Annotated in this window: 12 protein-coding genes and 1 pseudogene; 3 read left to right on the plus strand and 10 right to left on the minus strand. The window is 50.9% G+C overall.

Going from position 1 to position 14365, the window contains the following annotated elements; genetic code table 11:
- Nucleotides 1-13: 13 nt before the first annotated feature.
- The 4 genes from citC to C7M51_RS20810 form a co-directional block, all read right to left on the minus strand.
- On the minus strand, nt 14-1087 hold the full coding sequence (gene citC, locus C7M51_RS20795; RefSeq protein ID WP_160623366.1) for a [citrate (pro-3S)-lyase] ligase: 1074 nt from the start codon (nt 1085-1087) through the stop codon (nt 14-16).
- Between the two features lie 57 nt (nt 1088-1144).
- Nucleotides 1145-2008, minus strand: a complete 864-nt coding sequence (locus C7M51_RS20800) for a fumarylacetoacetate hydrolase family protein (protein WP_160623367.1) — start codon at nt 2006-2008, stop codon at nt 1145-1147.
- Between the two features lie 70 nt (nt 2009-2078).
- Nucleotides 2079-3326, minus strand: a complete 1248-nt coding sequence (locus tag C7M51_RS20805; protein WP_160623368.1) for an MFS transporter — start codon at nt 3324-3326, stop codon at nt 2079-2081.
- Nucleotides 3327-3433: 107 nt separating this feature from the next.
- A complete protein-coding gene (locus C7M51_RS20810) occupies nt 3434-4501 on the minus strand; it encodes a 4-oxalomesaconate tautomerase (protein WP_160623369.1) in 1068 nt (355 codons plus the stop codon).
- A gap of 159 nt (nt 4502-4660) precedes the next feature.
- On the opposite strand from C7M51_RS20810, the gene C7M51_RS20815 reads away from it, so the two are divergent.
- On the plus strand, nt 4661-5587 hold the full coding sequence (locus C7M51_RS20815; RefSeq protein ID WP_160623370.1) for a LysR family transcriptional regulator: 927 nt from the start codon (nt 4661-4663) through the stop codon (nt 5585-5587).
- Nucleotides 5588-6204: 617 nt separating this feature from the next.
- On the opposite strand, the gene C7M51_RS20820 is transcribed toward C7M51_RS20815, so the two are convergent.
- The 4 genes from C7M51_RS20820 to C7M51_RS20835 all read right to left on the minus strand — a co-directional run bounded on the left by C7M51_RS20820 (nt 6205) and on the right by C7M51_RS20835 (nt 11193).
- Complete coding sequence (locus C7M51_RS20820) at nt 6205-7503, minus strand: amidohydrolase (protein WP_160623371.1); 1299 nt, start codon at nt 7501-7503, stop codon at nt 6205-6207.
- A gap of 14 nt (nt 7504-7517) precedes the next feature.
- Nucleotides 7518-8825 (minus strand): C4-dicarboxylate transporter DcuC, encoded by a 1308-nt coding sequence (gene dcuC / locus C7M51_RS20825; protein WP_160623372.1) that lies wholly within the window; start codon nt 8823-8825, stop codon nt 7518-7520.
- A gap of 152 nt (nt 8826-8977) precedes the next feature.
- Entirely contained in the window at nt 8978-9814 is an 837-nt protein-coding gene (locus tag C7M51_RS20830) for a glycosyltransferase family 8 protein (RefSeq protein ID WP_160623373.1), read from the minus strand.
- Nucleotides 9811-11193: a D-arabinono-1,4-lactone oxidase gene (locus C7M51_RS20835; protein WP_160623374.1), complete on the minus strand. Its 1383-nt coding sequence runs from the start codon at nt 11191-11193 to the stop codon at nt 9811-9813. The genes C7M51_RS20830 and C7M51_RS20835 overlap by 4 nt, the downstream gene beginning before the upstream one ends.
- Before the next feature lie 398 nt (nt 11194-11591).
- Here C7M51_RS20835 and C7M51_RS22815 point away from each other — a divergent pair.
- Nucleotides 11592-11699 (plus strand): annotated as a pseudogene (locus tag C7M51_RS22815) (DUF4225 domain-containing protein); the annotation flags it as partial.
- 60 nt (nt 11700-11759) lie between these two features.
- On the opposite strand, the gene C7M51_RS20840 reads toward C7M51_RS22815, so the two are convergent.
- Together C7M51_RS20840 and citX are read right to left on the minus strand one after the other, a co-directional pair.
- Nucleotides 11760-12089: a hypothetical protein gene (locus C7M51_RS20840; RefSeq protein WP_160623375.1), complete on the minus strand. Its 330-nt coding sequence runs from the start codon at nt 12087-12089 to the stop codon at nt 11760-11762.
- Nucleotides 12090-12490: 401 nt separating this feature from the next.
- Entirely contained in the window at nt 12491-13015 is a 525-nt protein-coding gene (citX, locus tag C7M51_RS20845) for a citrate lyase holo-[acyl-carrier protein] synthase (protein ID WP_160623724.1), read from the minus strand.
- A gap of 320 nt (nt 13016-13335) precedes the next feature.
- On the opposite strand from citX, the gene C7M51_RS20850 reads away from it, so the two are divergent.
- Nucleotides 13336-14334 (plus strand): LacI family DNA-binding transcriptional regulator, encoded by a 999-nt coding sequence (locus tag C7M51_RS20850; protein WP_160623376.1) that lies wholly within the window; start codon nt 13336-13338, stop codon nt 14332-14334.
- Nucleotides 14335-14365: the final 31 nt, after the last annotated feature.

Raw genomic sequence — 14365 nt, forward strand, 5'->3', positions numbered from 1 at the left:
CTGAAAATTATTACTAAGCTCCGACCAGATCGAAATCTGGCTGCTTTGATTGATTTGCCGATAGCCATTTATACAGGTAAGGCATGGTGCTGGCCGGCACCATGCTGCTAACAGTCTCAATATGTTCTTTATCTAATAATTTCCTGACCGCAGAGGCGGAGACAGGGAAATTATTGTCATCGGTTATTCGCTTGATCTCGTTAACTTTGATGCTGGCGGTCGGTATTGCCATCTCATCTTCCAGCCAGCGATGCATCGCACAGTTATATTGCGCGGTCACTTTACAGAAAGGTTCGGTGCCAACGAAGCGCTGGGTAATATTTAACGCCGGGGCAATGTAGCGGCGAAATATAATCAGATCGATAGCGGAATACACTTCATTAATGATCTGCTTATCTTTGAGAAAATATCCTGGAAAGGTTCCGCGCGAAATAATGTATTTTGATCCAGGGTGAACAGTAATGTTTGGCAGATGACGTGAACCTTCCTGCACCATTGCGAAACGCTCACGAAAGGAGAATGCGGACAAATCTTCCTCAACGACAAAAACGTGAAGCCAGTCGCAGGCTTTTGCCGCCTGTTCGATCAGATACTGGTGTCCCAGCGTGAATGGATTGGCATTCATGACAATCCCGCCCACGTTTTTAACCGCTACCAGATGCTGGCTCCGTAGTTGCCGACAGTAGCGCTGAATGCCAACAGGCGTATTCTCCATCAGCGTTGCCCGGTTATCGACAGTCACCAGCGGGTAAAATCCGCATCCCTGGAAGAATTTAACATTTTCCGGGCAGGTCAGAAGAAACAGGTGATGCTCGCCGTTCTGGGTAGCCTGAAGTTCCGCTTCATGCACAATCTTCAGGCCTAAAGCGGTGCCACGCCACGCTTTCGCGACAGCAATGCACTTTAGCGTATTCCCCGCCAGACCCGCGCAGGCGACCAGTTGTCGGTGACAGCGTGCAATGACGAACAGCTCAATATCTTCATCGATGCCTAATCCATTGCTCTTCAGAAAGAAGATAATCTCCTCTCTGTGAGTACCGCTGCTAGCGTCAACTGTTTCAAACTCCAGCGCCTGGTCGGTGTGCATCTTATTTCTCCTGAAAATATCGTTAAGGGATGTTTTATGTGCCCGGTCTGTCGGGTATTACGATGCCAGCAGATCATGCTGGGGCAGAGATTCCACAATCGTATTCGTCAAACGTCCGATATTTTCGATAACCACTTCTACCCGGTCGCCTTCATGCATAAAGAGGGGAGGGTTACGTTTTTTGCCAACGCCGCCTGGGGAGCCGGTAATAATGACATCACCTGCGCTGAGCGAGGTGAAGGTGCTGATATAGCTAATAAGATCTGCCACTTTATGGATCATGCTGGCCGTCGAATCATTCTGTACCAGAATGCCGTTCAGGTAGGTCTGAATACATAAAACATGCGGATCGGGGATTTCATCTACCGTGGTCATATACGGGCCAAATGCTCCCGTCCGTGGCCAGTTTTTACCAGCGGTAAACCAGGCATGCTGCCAGTCGCGCACTGAGCCATCCATATAGCAACTGTATCCGGCAACATGTGCCAGGGCGACGCTTGCGTCGATATTGCTCCCAGGCTTACCAATAATAACGGCCAGCTCACCTTCATAATCGAATTCATTTGATAAGGCGGGCTTAATCACGGGCGTCCCGTGTCCGGTTTGCGAATCAGGGAAGCGAATAAACAGAGTGGGGGCATTACTGGTTTCAGCAAACTCTTTTCGCTTATCGGCATAATTCATACCTACGCAAAATATTTTTCCTGGCGTTTCAATTACCGGCAGGAAGGTAATATCCTCAACCATGATATCGGCAGGAGAATCGAGATACTGCCTGGCAACGTCAATAGCATTTTTCTGAAGCAGATCTTTCAGGGTAGGGTATTTATGACCAATCTTATTGCCGAGATCAATAATACCTTTATCAGTAAAAATGCCGTAGCTTTTACGACCACGATGGCGATAGCTTGCTAATTTCATAATGAAACCTGTTTATCTTTTTCTCGTTCTGTTTTTGTTCACGCCGCGCCTGCGCGGCGTGAATAAAGGATTAATTATTTAAAGATTCAGCGGCGACCAGTGCCTTTTTTTCACTGGAGGATAAGTACGTTGCGACAATGGCGCCCACGCCAAGTAAGGCGATGATAAATGCCGTCATACCCTGCCACCCCATAGAGTGGAAAACGAAACCATTCACAAAACCGATAACCGAACCTCCCATGTAGTAGAAGAACAGATACAGGGCAACGGCCTGACCACGCGCCTGAGCGGCATTTTTACTGACCCAGCTCAGACCGATAGAGTGACACCCAAAGAAGCAGCCGGTGAAGATGACTGAACCGATAATAAAGATGACAACGTTCGGGGTTAGCGTTAGCAGCATACCCAACGCCATCAGGACGAACAGCACTCGCAGGACATTCATGCTGCCATATTTGGCGGAAAGGCGGCCCGCCTGAGGCGCGGTAAAGAAACTCAGCGCGAAGCTAAACGACAACAGACCAGCATTGGCCGGGGAAATATGAAACGGCTCGCCCTTCAGGAAGAAGGCCAGGTAGTTATACAGGGAGGTAAATACGCCAAATATGATGAAGCTGATAACAAAGGCCAGAGCCAGTTTTTTGTTTTTAAAATGCGCCGCGCCGCCTTTCACCACCCGCAGTACGTTCAGGTTTTGCGTAGGCTTAAAGTTTTTAGAAGCCGGCAACAGGAAATTAACCAGAATCGCCACCACAATCAGGCTGGCGGCAAAACCGTAGAAGATGGTGTTTATTGAAATATGTTCAATTAGCTGACTGGCAACAATTCGTCCGGACATCCCGCCCATTGAGTTACCGAAGACAAAATAGCCGGTGACAACCCCTGCTACAACGGGGGCGACCTCCTCACTGATATAAGCCGTTGCGGCAGCGGCAATACCGCTGAGAGCCAGGCCGATAACGGCGCGCAAAGCAACCAGCATCGCCCATGACTCCACCAGCGGACACAGTAAGGTCAGGAAGCCGCCTAACAGTAGGGAAACAATAATTAGTTTTTTTCTGCCGTAGTGGTCGGATAACGTGCCGGTAAATAAAAGCCCAATGGCCAGCAGTGCCGTTTCTGCGGAGAGGATAATACTGACCTGGCTGACCGGAACATCATATTCAACGGCCAGAATAGGTAATAGCGGCTGAATAAAAAAAAGCGAAGCTAATTCAGCCAGCCCGGATAAAGCCAGCGCCAGGATGACACGAATATAATTACTGACTTTCGCCGGGTCTGGACCGTTCAGATTACTTCTTGTATGTGTTATAGACATAATATCCTCAATATTATTTTTTTAGGGGCAGAGTAAATTAGCTCCGTGGAGCCAGGGGTATTATTGGCTGCAATAATAGAAATATTTTTAAATCGCTTCTGTTACATTTATTCTGGGACGCACACGGTGCCTTCAAACAGCTTGCGAGCCGTCCGAATTACTGCCGCACGTGTTTTCTCGATTTCATTTTCCTCTTTAAGTAACGAAACAGAAATTTTCCCGCTTGGATGTTCAATATTAACGATGGTCGTATCAGATGCCCTGAGCTGTTCTGAAATAATCTTATACGCCACGGAACCTTCGATCAGGGTGGCCGTTGAAATACCAATTGAACCGGTAATTGCCAGCGATTTATGGCAGTTATGCGGCATGAAGTAACGCACTCTGATCGTACCGCCTGCGCCCGGTTTACTTAGCAGAACCGGTTTGGGGATCACTTTATCGCTGACATCGCCAAACCCCATTGCGGCACCGGCCTGGCGGCGAATGTTTTCCAGCCGCGTCATAAACGTCCGATCCGCCTCAAGCTCTGCCGGAGTTTCGCCGCCGGTTTTTCCCATCTGCGCGGCATTTATCAACACCATTGGCATCGCCATATCGATGCAGGTCACTTCTACCCCATCGAAGCGGTCAACTACATTACCGGTGGGCAGCAGTTTACCGGTCTTGCAGCCCGCCGAGTTCAGAAATGTCAGGCCAACCGGCGCGGCGGTACCGGGTACGCCGTCAATACTGGTGTCACCTTCGTAATTTACACAAAAGTCAGGGGTTTGCACTTCGGCATCAACCAGCGTTCCGGTGTTGAGGTTACGGATGCGCACTGTGGTGACGGGGTTATTGGCTTTAACGAGGCCTTTTTCAATGGCGAAGGGGCCAACGGCGCACAGCATGTTGCCGCAGTTGGGCGTCGTATCCACGCGGCGCTCATTAACCATCACCTGTACGAATAAATAGTCGACATCCGCATCAGGACTGTCCGACGGACTCACAATGGCGACTTTGCTTGTCTGGGGGCTGCCTCCGCCAATACCATCAATTTCAAGTTCATGGCCTGCGCCCATGAGATCAAGCAGTACCGCATCGCGCTCCTCAATCTTTGTCGGTAAATCGCTGGCCAGAATAACCGGGCCTTTAGAAGTACCACCACGCATCAGTACGCAAGGAATCTTCAACATTTTGTTTTCCCGTTTCCCTTATTGGTAAGAACGGGGTCAGGATTTCATAAGCCAATCGATAACTCTAATGTCAAAAAACGAACAATTAATACGCTTTGCGCATAAATACATCCTGAGATAGAGTGGTTTTTATGCGGGTAAAAGATGGAAGGGAATCTCATGCAGCATGAGCTTAAAGGTATGCAAGCCTTTGTTAAAATTGCGGAAACCTCTTGCTTTACAAAAGCTTCTCATATTCTTCATATATCGCAACCGGCGTTAACGCGAAGAATTAAAAAGTTGGAAGAGAGCCTGGGTGCAACCTTATTTGAACGCTCAACGAGAAACGTAAAGCTCACTGCGGTAGGAAGAGAATTTTTACCTAAGGCAAAGAATTTAATCGATTTTTATGAAAGCTCTATCCTGAGTATCAGGGAGATGGCGACACACCAGAGTGGGGTAATTACCTTATCCTGCCTCCCTACGGCCGCGTTTTATTTCTTGCCTTCGGTCATCAGAGATTATAACAATTATTATCCCAATATCCGGATCCGCATTCTGGAGCACAGCGCCAGCGATTGCCTCGAAGCCGTGTTAAATGGTGATGCAGATTTTGGCATAAACATGATTAACATCACACATCCGAATATCGATTTTACACCGCTGGTGAATGAGCCTTTCGTTCTGGCCTGTCGGCGCGACCACGAGCTGGCACAAAAAAAGTTGGTGCTGTGGGAAGATTTGGCTGGGTTAAGGCTGATTGGCGTCCGACGCTCCAGCGGCAACCGCTCTTTGATAGACCAGGCTCTGGAAGGAGCCGAATGGAAACCCAACTGGTTCTACGAAGTCCGGCATCTGTCGACCTCACTCGGTATGGTGGAGGCTGGGCTGGGTATTGCGGTGGTGCCGAGCCTGGCGATGCCAACCGATGAACATCATATTCTTGTCAGCCGCCCCCTGATTGAACCTGTCATTCGCCGCACGTTAGGGCTGGTCCAGCGCAGGGAAACGGGATTGAGTCCGGCGGCCGAAAAGTTCAGAGAGATGCTTTTACAACTTTGGTTCAAGGACGCCAATAGCCCATGGATTGGAAAATTTACAACATAAGCCAGCATTTTTCTCGGTATTTTTAATTTACAATATTCTTCTGGGCGCAGTGTAGGCATATTCTGCTTCTCAGGCTTTTCAAATGTCATCCCACGGCAGTGGTTCGAACGGTGGCGGCGATGGTTGTTCATGGTAATTGATAATGAAGAATAAAATAATTAATGTTCTCGCAATTATATTGGGTATTGCATCAGCTACATCATTAATGAACGGAGCCGGAGTTATAGATACGGGCTGGCCCGGCTTACCCGTAAACTTTTCTCGCTTCACGTTATTATTGTTATGTATGACTGGGTGCGTATACGTTTTCAAGAAGGTTTTACTATTCATCGGCGGGGATTAATTTTCGTGCCATTCAAGGTTCGCTTCGGTGGGCCTTTGCTATTAAGGTCGAGAACCGGGCGCTGAAGGATGTTATCGAAAAAAAGCGCCACGATTAATACAGATCGCTTTCAATACGGCTTTATTACGGTGTTTATTTACCACCAGTACGTTACCCCGTATGTGAATGTAGCCTCGGCAGCAACAGACGTCGCGCCTGCAACCCAGCCAGGCGTCAGGCCACACCATGATAACGGAGGGCTGACGCCGGAAAAAACAGAGAACAGATACTGATATTACTGCTCCGCTACGCAGCCAGAGCGCGTTTCTGCCGCCAGGATAGATTGCACCCCTTCGGTAAACAGCATCAGGCCGACAGACAACGCTTCTTCGGCGATATCAAACTCCGCTTTATGATGGCCCGCAGGCTGATCGGCACCGACGATAAAATAAAGCGCTTTGCCGCCGTGCTGCTGTACCCGACGCACCATCAGAGAGGCATCCTCGCTGCCGCCCATGCAGGCGCTGACGCTGGATAGTTCTTCGTGCTTATCGATCACCTGCTGCATCATGTCGATCATCTGGCGATCGTTGCGGAAATCCACCGCTTCGCCGGTTTTCTCAATGCTAGCGCTGAGCTGATGAACCAGCGCGGCGCCCTGAACGCAGCGGTCAACGTAATCAACAAGATATTCGGTAATAGCTGCCGTCTGGCCCCGCACCTCAATTTGCATCTCAGCGCTGGCGGGGATCACATTGCGTCCCTCACCGGCGCGCAGAACGCCAACATTGACCCGTGACATCCCGGCGCTATGGCGCGGTGCGGCCAGAATCTGTGATGCAGCCAGGCAGGCTCCCGCCAGCGCGTTATGACCTTTTTCCGGGTCTGCACCGGCGTGTGCCGGTTCGCCGTTAAAGTAAATGTCCAGTTTAGTGGTGCAGAGAAAATCCTGCGGATCGAGCAATACCTCGCCCTTTTTCAGGTTACAGCCGAGATGCAGAGCCATAAAGTAATCCACATCATCGAGTACGCCGCTGTCGCTAACAGGGCGCGCACCGCGCACGCCTTCCTCCGCGGGCTGGAAGATTAATTTGTATTTGCCGCATAGCGCGTCGCGATTAGCGACCAGCCATGCCGCGACACCTAAACCGATGGCGGTATGACCATCGTGCCCGCAGGCGTGCATTAGCCCCGGACGGCGGGACTGGAACCCCTGTTGCTGAGGAAAGTGACACGCCTCGCTCGATTCCTGCACGTAGACGCAGTCGATATCAAACCGAAAGCCGAACGTCGGCCCTGGTTTGCCGCTGTCCAGCAGCGCCATACAGCCCGTCAGGCCGTCCATCTCATTCAGCAGGGCTGACGAAATGCCGTACTGCCGGGCATTTTCGATAGCTCTGGCGACCTGTGCTTCATTGCGTCCGAGAATACTTTCTCGCCGAATCATCGCCGGGCCGGTTTTTACTTCCAGCCCCATATCACGCAGCAGAGAGATCAGCGTCCCGGTGGTAACAAACTCCTCCCAGCCGGGTTCCGGAAACTGGTGAAAGGTTCTGCGCCATTCAATTAACTTTTGTGCGTCTACGGATTTCATGATGTAACTTCCTCTCAGGCTATTCCCATCCAGATCAGGGCGATGCCCAGTACGCTGACGATCATGCCCGGCGCGGTGCGTTTCACGACCTCTATCGGATTTACGCAGGCCAGACCGGCGCAAACGATGGTGGCTCCCGCCAGCGGCGACATATTTCTGCCCAGGCAGGCGGCGTACATCACGCCAGCCCCCAGGTTCTCAGGTAAAAAGCCGAACTTGCTGGCCGATGGCGTAACGGCTTCATTGAAAGCGAATGCCGTCGCATCTCCGGTTCCGGTCACCACGCCCATAAGAAATGGGCCAATCGATCCTCCCCAGCGGGCAATATCGGGCTGATGAATCAGCAGGCTAATAAAGCTGTCCATCAAGCCGCAGGCTTTCAGGCCTTCAATGAAAACAGCGGCGGCGATAATGATGCCGAGGATGTTGGCGTAAGAGGAGCCCATGCCGTTAAAGAATTCGGTGGTGATATGTTTTGGGTTGCAGCGGGTCACCAGCAGGGCGTACAGCGCGCCGAGAATCATGGCGGCAGGCACGTTCAGCTTCGTCTCGCCGAGCAGGTTAAAACTGGAGAGCAGCAGTAAAATCACCGGCACAAAGGGGGCCAGCGCCCATAGCGGTTTCACCACAATCTGGCTGATATCCGCCCCAGACTGAGCGTTTTTTTGCGGCATCTCCTGAGCGATCAGCATCTGCTCCGGCGTCAGACGCGTCTCTTTTTTCAACACGGCGACCAGCGTCAGGCTAACAGCACCCGCCGCCATTACGCTCGCTGACAGCGGCAGATGATAGATAACAAAATCGATGATCTTCTGGTTGGCGATACCGGCGATCTGGGCGTTATGGGCAATGCCTGGGTTTAGCGTGGCACCAATAGTGCCGGTAATCACGGCACCGGCGGCGATAGCCGGATGGATACGTGAGGCGATTAGTAAGGGAATCAGCGTGGCACCTACCGCTGCGGAGACGCCCGCAGCGGAAGGGATGGCGATACTGATAAAAAAGGTGACCAGCACCGCCACAGGGATAAGAAACAGGCCCAGCTGTTTCATCGAACGGGTCAGCAGTTTCACCAGATGCAAATCGCACTGGGTATATTTCATTACGAAAGCGAAGCCCATGCTGGAGCAGATCGACTGAACCAGCGCGCCGGTTGTCATGCGGGTAGAAAAGGCCTCAAAAGCGTTGAGCGGTGCCAGTGAGATCAGGCACAATACGATACCGGAACCGATCAGCACCGTTCGGGTATCGTATCGTTTAACCAGCAGGACGAGAGTGAACGCGAGCACCAGTAAACCCGCAATAAGTAGGACCTTATCCATAATATTTCCCTTGCACAATGTCTGGCCAGGCACGACTTTTCCTTTATCATGTTTATAAGGCCGACGGCATGTATTTGAGTAGAATCAAATAACGCCTTAGTTTCCTGGTTTTAATTTGAACAATGTGAGCTGTTCGTCTGCCAACAGATGGCTTACTGCGGATAATATTCCCACCATAAGCGGTGTAGCTGATACCACTTATCGCCCGGTTCCGGTAGTTTCTCCCAGGGCTTATCAATAATGTAATGAATGTTCTTCACCCGGCTCATATCCCACATTTTAGGGTGCTGGAGCTGCAGGGTTTTCAGAGCGTTATAACCGTAGTGCAAGGGATGCCAGCGCTGGTGGAAAATGTCGTTCAGGAAATCCTGTTCAGCAAAGACATACGCACTGATATCCGCCATGGACATAATTTTTGTCAGCATCAGCTCGTACATTGTCTGGTCAGGCGTCAGCACCAGAAAACCAGCGTTAAAGTAATAGTCGAGCGTTGCTGGTGGCCGGGCGGTCATCTCCCGATCTTCACACCAGCTGTAATAACAATTATCCGGCTGCCAGCTTAAGGGATAGCTCTCAATCTGATTCGGATTACAGCGACAGGCGTGGCAGGCAGCAATAAAGCCTTCCTGGAGGGGAAGCTCAAATACCTCATCCATGTTTTTTACTACCAGCATGTCAGCATCAAGAAAGGCGACTCGTGCGTATTCGGTCATCGTCCATACTGCCAGTTTGCTCCAGACATCGGCAAAGCGTGCATTAGCGTAACGATGGGCCAGTTCAGAAGCGGGGCCAATCGCCATTACCTCACGAACCCGACATCCCTGCGCCTGCAACCGTTCCCGCACGGAGGTAACGATGTTCGGGGTGACCATCACTTCCAGCGGCCAGGCGCTACCGCTTTGCTGCAATGAGCGATAGAGCGCTTCCACGCCAGGCACATAGCCGGGCTGCGTCAGTAAGGTTACCCAGGCACAACGGGATGCGTTCATGACATCACCTCCGCCAGAAAATCATTGAGGAAAACGCCGCGCGGGTCGAAAGCCTGACGGACAGCCTGGAAATCGTGCCATTTCGGGTAGCACTCCGGCCAGTCATATAAGCTGGCATCAAAGTATTTGCCCCAGTGCGGTTTGCCCCCTTCGCTTGCCAGTAGCGGTTCGACAGCACGTAAAAATTCAAGTCCCTTTTCAGATAGCGATCCGTCTTCAGCGTAATAAACCACGAAGCCAAAATAGCAGGTCGGCTGCTGCCATGCCGGACTAAGCCAGGCGTCAGATGCCCCGGTGCAGCGTAAAATAATCGGGTAATGCATATGAGGATGCGTTTCGGCATACCACTTCTTAATGCGGGTAATCGCCGCCGGCGCGTTGGTCAGCGGCACGCCAATTTCAATATTGATCTGCGGCGTGGCGATGCCCCGGCAAAATACCTGATAGATATCACCAGTCACATCCGAGAAATCTTTAAAGCGGGTTACGGTACGAAACGGCTTGCCGTTTTCGTCAACGATGCGGGTGTCGTTGCGCATATGCCGTAATGTTTTATCCACCACCTGATTCATCTCATCACGCGTTTCGTCCAGCGTGACCAGATCGCCGTGGTTTTGTTGCCAGCGTTTCCGTTCATCTTGATTAGCTTCCCGCGCATTCCAGCTATGGATTTTGTTCTCTTCCAGAAACCACCAGCTTTTACTGAGGGTCCACGCCTGATTCCACTCGGCTAAATCGCTTTCCAGCGTATCGGCGCTGGCGGCATCTTTAAAGCAGGTGAACAGCGTGGACGGACGGGTGCGCAGCGTGACGGCGGTAATGGCCCCCAGCGTGCCCAGTCCGAGCTGCACGGCACCAAACCAGGGGTGGCTGCGATCCATGTTGTGCAGATGACCCGTACCATCAATAAAGCGAATGCTCAGGGCTTCATCGGCGATAGAGCTTTGTTGCAGGCCTTGCCCGTGGGTGCCGGTAGAGAGGGCTCCCGCCAGCGTTTGTGAGGCAATAACCCCAGGAGAGGCATTCAACATGCGGTTCATAGAAGTCAGGATTTCATAAACCTCATGCATCGGCGTGCCACCGGCAAAGGTGGCGCTGTGATCATCCACCGCCAGTAAGCCGCGCAGATGAGACAAATCTACCAGCACATCATCGGGAGTGGTTACCGCCAGCATTCTGCCCGGCGACATGCGGCTCCCCATAATGCGCATTTTTCCCCGACAACGAGCTATCGCCGCCTGCAACTGTGATTCGCTCTCAGGAACAATGACCGCACTTGCCTGAGCAAGCGTCGCGTTCTTCGCCCAGTTCAGCACCTGAGAATCTGCTGAATTTGCATCCGGCTGGCGACGCGGAAATAACGGCTGTAATGTGGTCATTAACTTCTCCTCTGGCGAAAACCGATCAAACTTACAGCATAGCTGCTGATGTACAAGCGTGACGGCTATCGCAATAATTTTCAGGGGACGAAGGAGGGGAGGGCACAGAAGAAGAATGCAACTATCGTCAGAAGGATAGGGATTAGCCCAATATCATGACCCGTTACTTGCTGTTTAATAATAAAGAAATTAAAGAAAAGAAAAAAATATATGCAAAACCAGGAAGTATTCTCTGCCTACGGCAATCCCATTTCTGGTTCTAATTAAGCAAGGGATTTTATTTTAATTTTTCCTGAAGTAAAATCTATGTGGTGAGCTATGTATTCCTAATGAAGCGACCATTTACACTTAAAAATAACCGGGTATTATCGGATGTGTAATATACAGGGAGAACAGAAATGGATGCGGCATTGCTTGATATGATGCGTTCTGGCGGAAGAAATAAAGATTGGGCAGAAACAATGGTTAATTTCGAAGCCAGAAAACTAATCAGTACAGCCAACACATCGGCATGAAAATTGTTGGGTATGGTGTTAAGGCTAAGGTCATAGTTGACCTGATGTCGGTTACTGACTCTGTTCAGTATTAGTTATCATTTTACGATAACACCAAGATTTGTAAGCAAGTCTGGCAGGAGCTAAATACCAGATAAACGGCAATACAATCGCAAGCGTGGCTGCAAGGGTAATACTGGTATCTCTTGATGCCAGAATCAGAGTAAGAGTCAGGATAATTAAAGCAATAATAGTTATCCACTTCGATGCGTTAAAGCGGTTTGCAAGGTTATGTGTTACTGAGCCCAGCGTCCCGCCATAATTAGCAATATTATTCTGCAATTTTTGCAGATCGCTGTGGCTGAAACCTGATTTCAACAGCATTTCTTCGGTAGTTTCCATCGTTTTTCATCCTTAAAAAAACCAGTGAAATTTTGCAGCAAGTGTATCCCAAATTAGATCACGGATCGTTACTTCCTCAAAGACAATATCAGCTGACAAAATTATTTTACAATAACGAAGAGCATCCTTTCACGGCTATCAATTCTTCAATCGTATCGTCATCCTGCAAGTGCAGCGGTAATCATTCATCATCAGGTTCGCGTGACGTTGCCTGGTCAGGAAATAGTGCAAATCCTGGAGAGCAAACGCACGCGTCCGGTTACAGTGCGTCAACACACCTGCTTCGCCAATCGGCTTATCAACGTATTATCGAAACAGAAAAGCTAAGTGGTTCGTTGTTTTGATAAAGCAGCAATCCGTTTTTACCGCTTCTGATCAATGATTGAGCAACGGACAAGGAATTAATCCCGATTCAGCCAGCCAAGAATCATTTGCTCAATATGCTGTGTGAGTTCCGGCAACGCATGCTGCCGCGCCCGTCCACATTCGCGTGACGGCTGCTGACAGATAAGGCATCGGCGCGGCATCAAGCCCAGGGTATCGCGGCTTAACGGTCCCGCAGTGGGGCAAATCACATCAAAATCCCATAACCGTCCAAGCTGATGCGTATCTTCCAGTTCGACAACCGCCTGTTTGATGGTCTGCGCCTGCTGCTCTACAACCCATAACGCTTCCGCGCCGGTATCAAGCCAGTAAACCTCACGACTCAGGACTTTCCAGTGTTGCTGCCAGAACAACAGATCCCCTTCGCGCAGTGCCGCAGCCATAGTATGACGGTAGCCGATGCTGCTTTTTATCGGGCCAGGTGTGACGAGCGTCAGCGAGATCACCGGCTGCTGAAAACGTGCCAGCAATGCCTGTTGCCGCATGGCGCGCTGCTCCCGCGCAGCCAGTACATCAGCAAGAGGCACCTCCTTTCCACGCATTAATGGAGACACGTTAAAATCACATTCTGTTTCCTGCATAATTGACTCTGTTGCTCTGTTATTCCCTGTTGCCGGACGGTATGCGAAAACAACTCCCCGCACACCACTTTCTTTAGCGCTCGCTTTGCGGGCGCAGCGCTATCCTATGCCCGGCGGTAAAAAAAATCCTTAGCCTGGATCAGCCGACAGCAGGACAAAACACACCACTTTTGCAGTGACGAAATGTGCTGTAGGTTGGAATTAAAAGAGCTGCTAATATATTGCTAACTCGAATTAGTTTATGATTAAGACGTTCTGTTCGTTATGGAAAATGATATTTTATGGCTAAGACGGTTGAGCAGGTCGCCAGGGCGCTGGATATTTCAATCACCACCGTGCGTCTGGTTTTGGGGGGGAAGGCTGAGCGCTATCGCATCAGCGCCAAAACGCAGCAGCGTATTAACGATTACGTCGCTGAAAACGGGCTGGTGGTCAACCACATCGCCCGCAGCCTGAAGCTGAACAAAACCGAAACCCTGGGGCTGGTTATTCCGCGCCTGTCGAACCTGTTTTTCTCTACCCTGGCGGAAAAGCTGGAATCCTGCTGCCGCCAGGCGGGATATCAGCTGATGATCGCCTGTACCTACAGCGACAGCGAGCATGAAAACAGCCTGGTGGAAGGGTTGCTGGCGCGTAATGTCGATGGCCTGTTTGTGGTGCCCTCCACCCTGCAAACCCAGCGTCATCATCAGAAAGTGGCGCGCAAACGGCCTCTGGTGCTGCTGGACCGCGATTTTGGCGAAAGCGATATTTCGTTGGTGGTGAGCGATAACTTTAACGGCAGCAAGAAGCTGGTACAGGCGATGACGCAGGCGGTGCAGGTATCGCCGATTTTTTTCATCGCTGGCGATACGCAGCAGCCTTCGATACAGCGCCGTTTACAGGGCTACCTGAGTGAGCTACCGGCAGGCAACGAGTGGATATTATCCGCCAGCCATAACCGCCAGGAAGAGGGGCGACAGCTAATGCTCGATTTCCTGAAAACGCATCAGGCACCGCCCAAGGCCTTTATCGCCTCCTCCCTGCCGATTCTGGAAGGCACGCTGAGCGCGCTGCGGGAAACCTACGGTTTTATCCCTTCGAATATCTCTATTGGCACCTTCGACGAACATCAGATGCTGGGCTTTTTGCCGAATGCCGTATGGTCGATGCGTCAGGATGAAGATGCCTGGGCGCAGCACGCCTTTCATCTGATGCAGCAGAAATTGCAGGGGGAGAATGCGGATGTCAAAATCACCGTGCCGATGACGCTGATCCATCGTCCGCTATCGGTCGAGTAACAGTCAGATTAACGCCGGGAGCCTCGGTGCC

This window comes from Mixta intestinalis, from assembly GCF_009914055.1.
Lineage (GTDB): Bacteria > Pseudomonadota > Gammaproteobacteria > Enterobacterales > Enterobacteriaceae > Mixta > Mixta intestinalis.

Bases quoted from the DNA above. Each gene is read 5' to 3' on its own strand.
- C7M51_RS20810 (WP_160623369.1), bottom strand. From the start codon at position 4,501: ATGTTGAAGATTCCTTGCGTACTGATGCGTGGTGGTACTTCTAAAGGC.
- C7M51_RS20830 (WP_160623373.1), bottom strand. From the start codon at position 9,814: ATGAACGCATCCCGTTGTGCCTGGGTAACCTTACTGACGCAGCCCGGC.
- citC (WP_160623366.1), bottom strand. From the start codon at position 1,087: ATGCACACCGACCAGGCGCTGGAGTTTGAAACAGTTGACGCTAGCAGC.
- C7M51_RS20840 (WP_160623375.1), bottom strand. From the start codon at position 12,089: ATGGAAACTACCGAAGAAATGCTGTTGAAATCAGGTTTCAGCCACAGC.
- C7M51_RS20820 (WP_160623371.1), bottom strand. From the start codon at position 7,503: ATGAAATCCGTAGACGCACAAAAGTTAATTGAATGGCGCAGAACCTTT.
- C7M51_RS20800 (WP_160623367.1), bottom strand. From the start codon at position 2,008: ATGAAATTAGCAAGCTATCGCCATCGTGGTCGTAAAAGCTACGGCATT.
- C7M51_RS20815 (WP_160623370.1), top strand. From the start codon at position 4,661: ATGCAGCATGAGCTTAAAGGTATGCAAGCCTTTGTTAAAATTGCGGAA.
- citX (WP_160623724.1), bottom strand. From the start codon at position 13,015: ATGCGTGGAAAGGAGGTGCCTCTTGCTGATGTACTGGCTGCGCGGGAG.
- C7M51_RS20805 (WP_160623368.1), bottom strand. From the start codon at position 3,326: ATGTCTATAACACATACAAGAAGTAATCTGAACGGTCCAGACCCGGCG.
- C7M51_RS20850 (WP_160623376.1), top strand. From the start codon at position 13,336: ATGGCTAAGACGGTTGAGCAGGTCGCCAGGGCGCTGGATATTTCAATC.
- dcuC (WP_160623372.1), bottom strand. From the start codon at position 8,825: ATGGATAAGGTCCTACTTATTGCGGGTTTACTGGTGCTCGCGTTCACT.
- C7M51_RS20835 (WP_160623374.1), bottom strand. From the start codon at position 11,193: ATGACCACATTACAGCCGTTATTTCCGCGTCGCCAGCCGGATGCAAAT.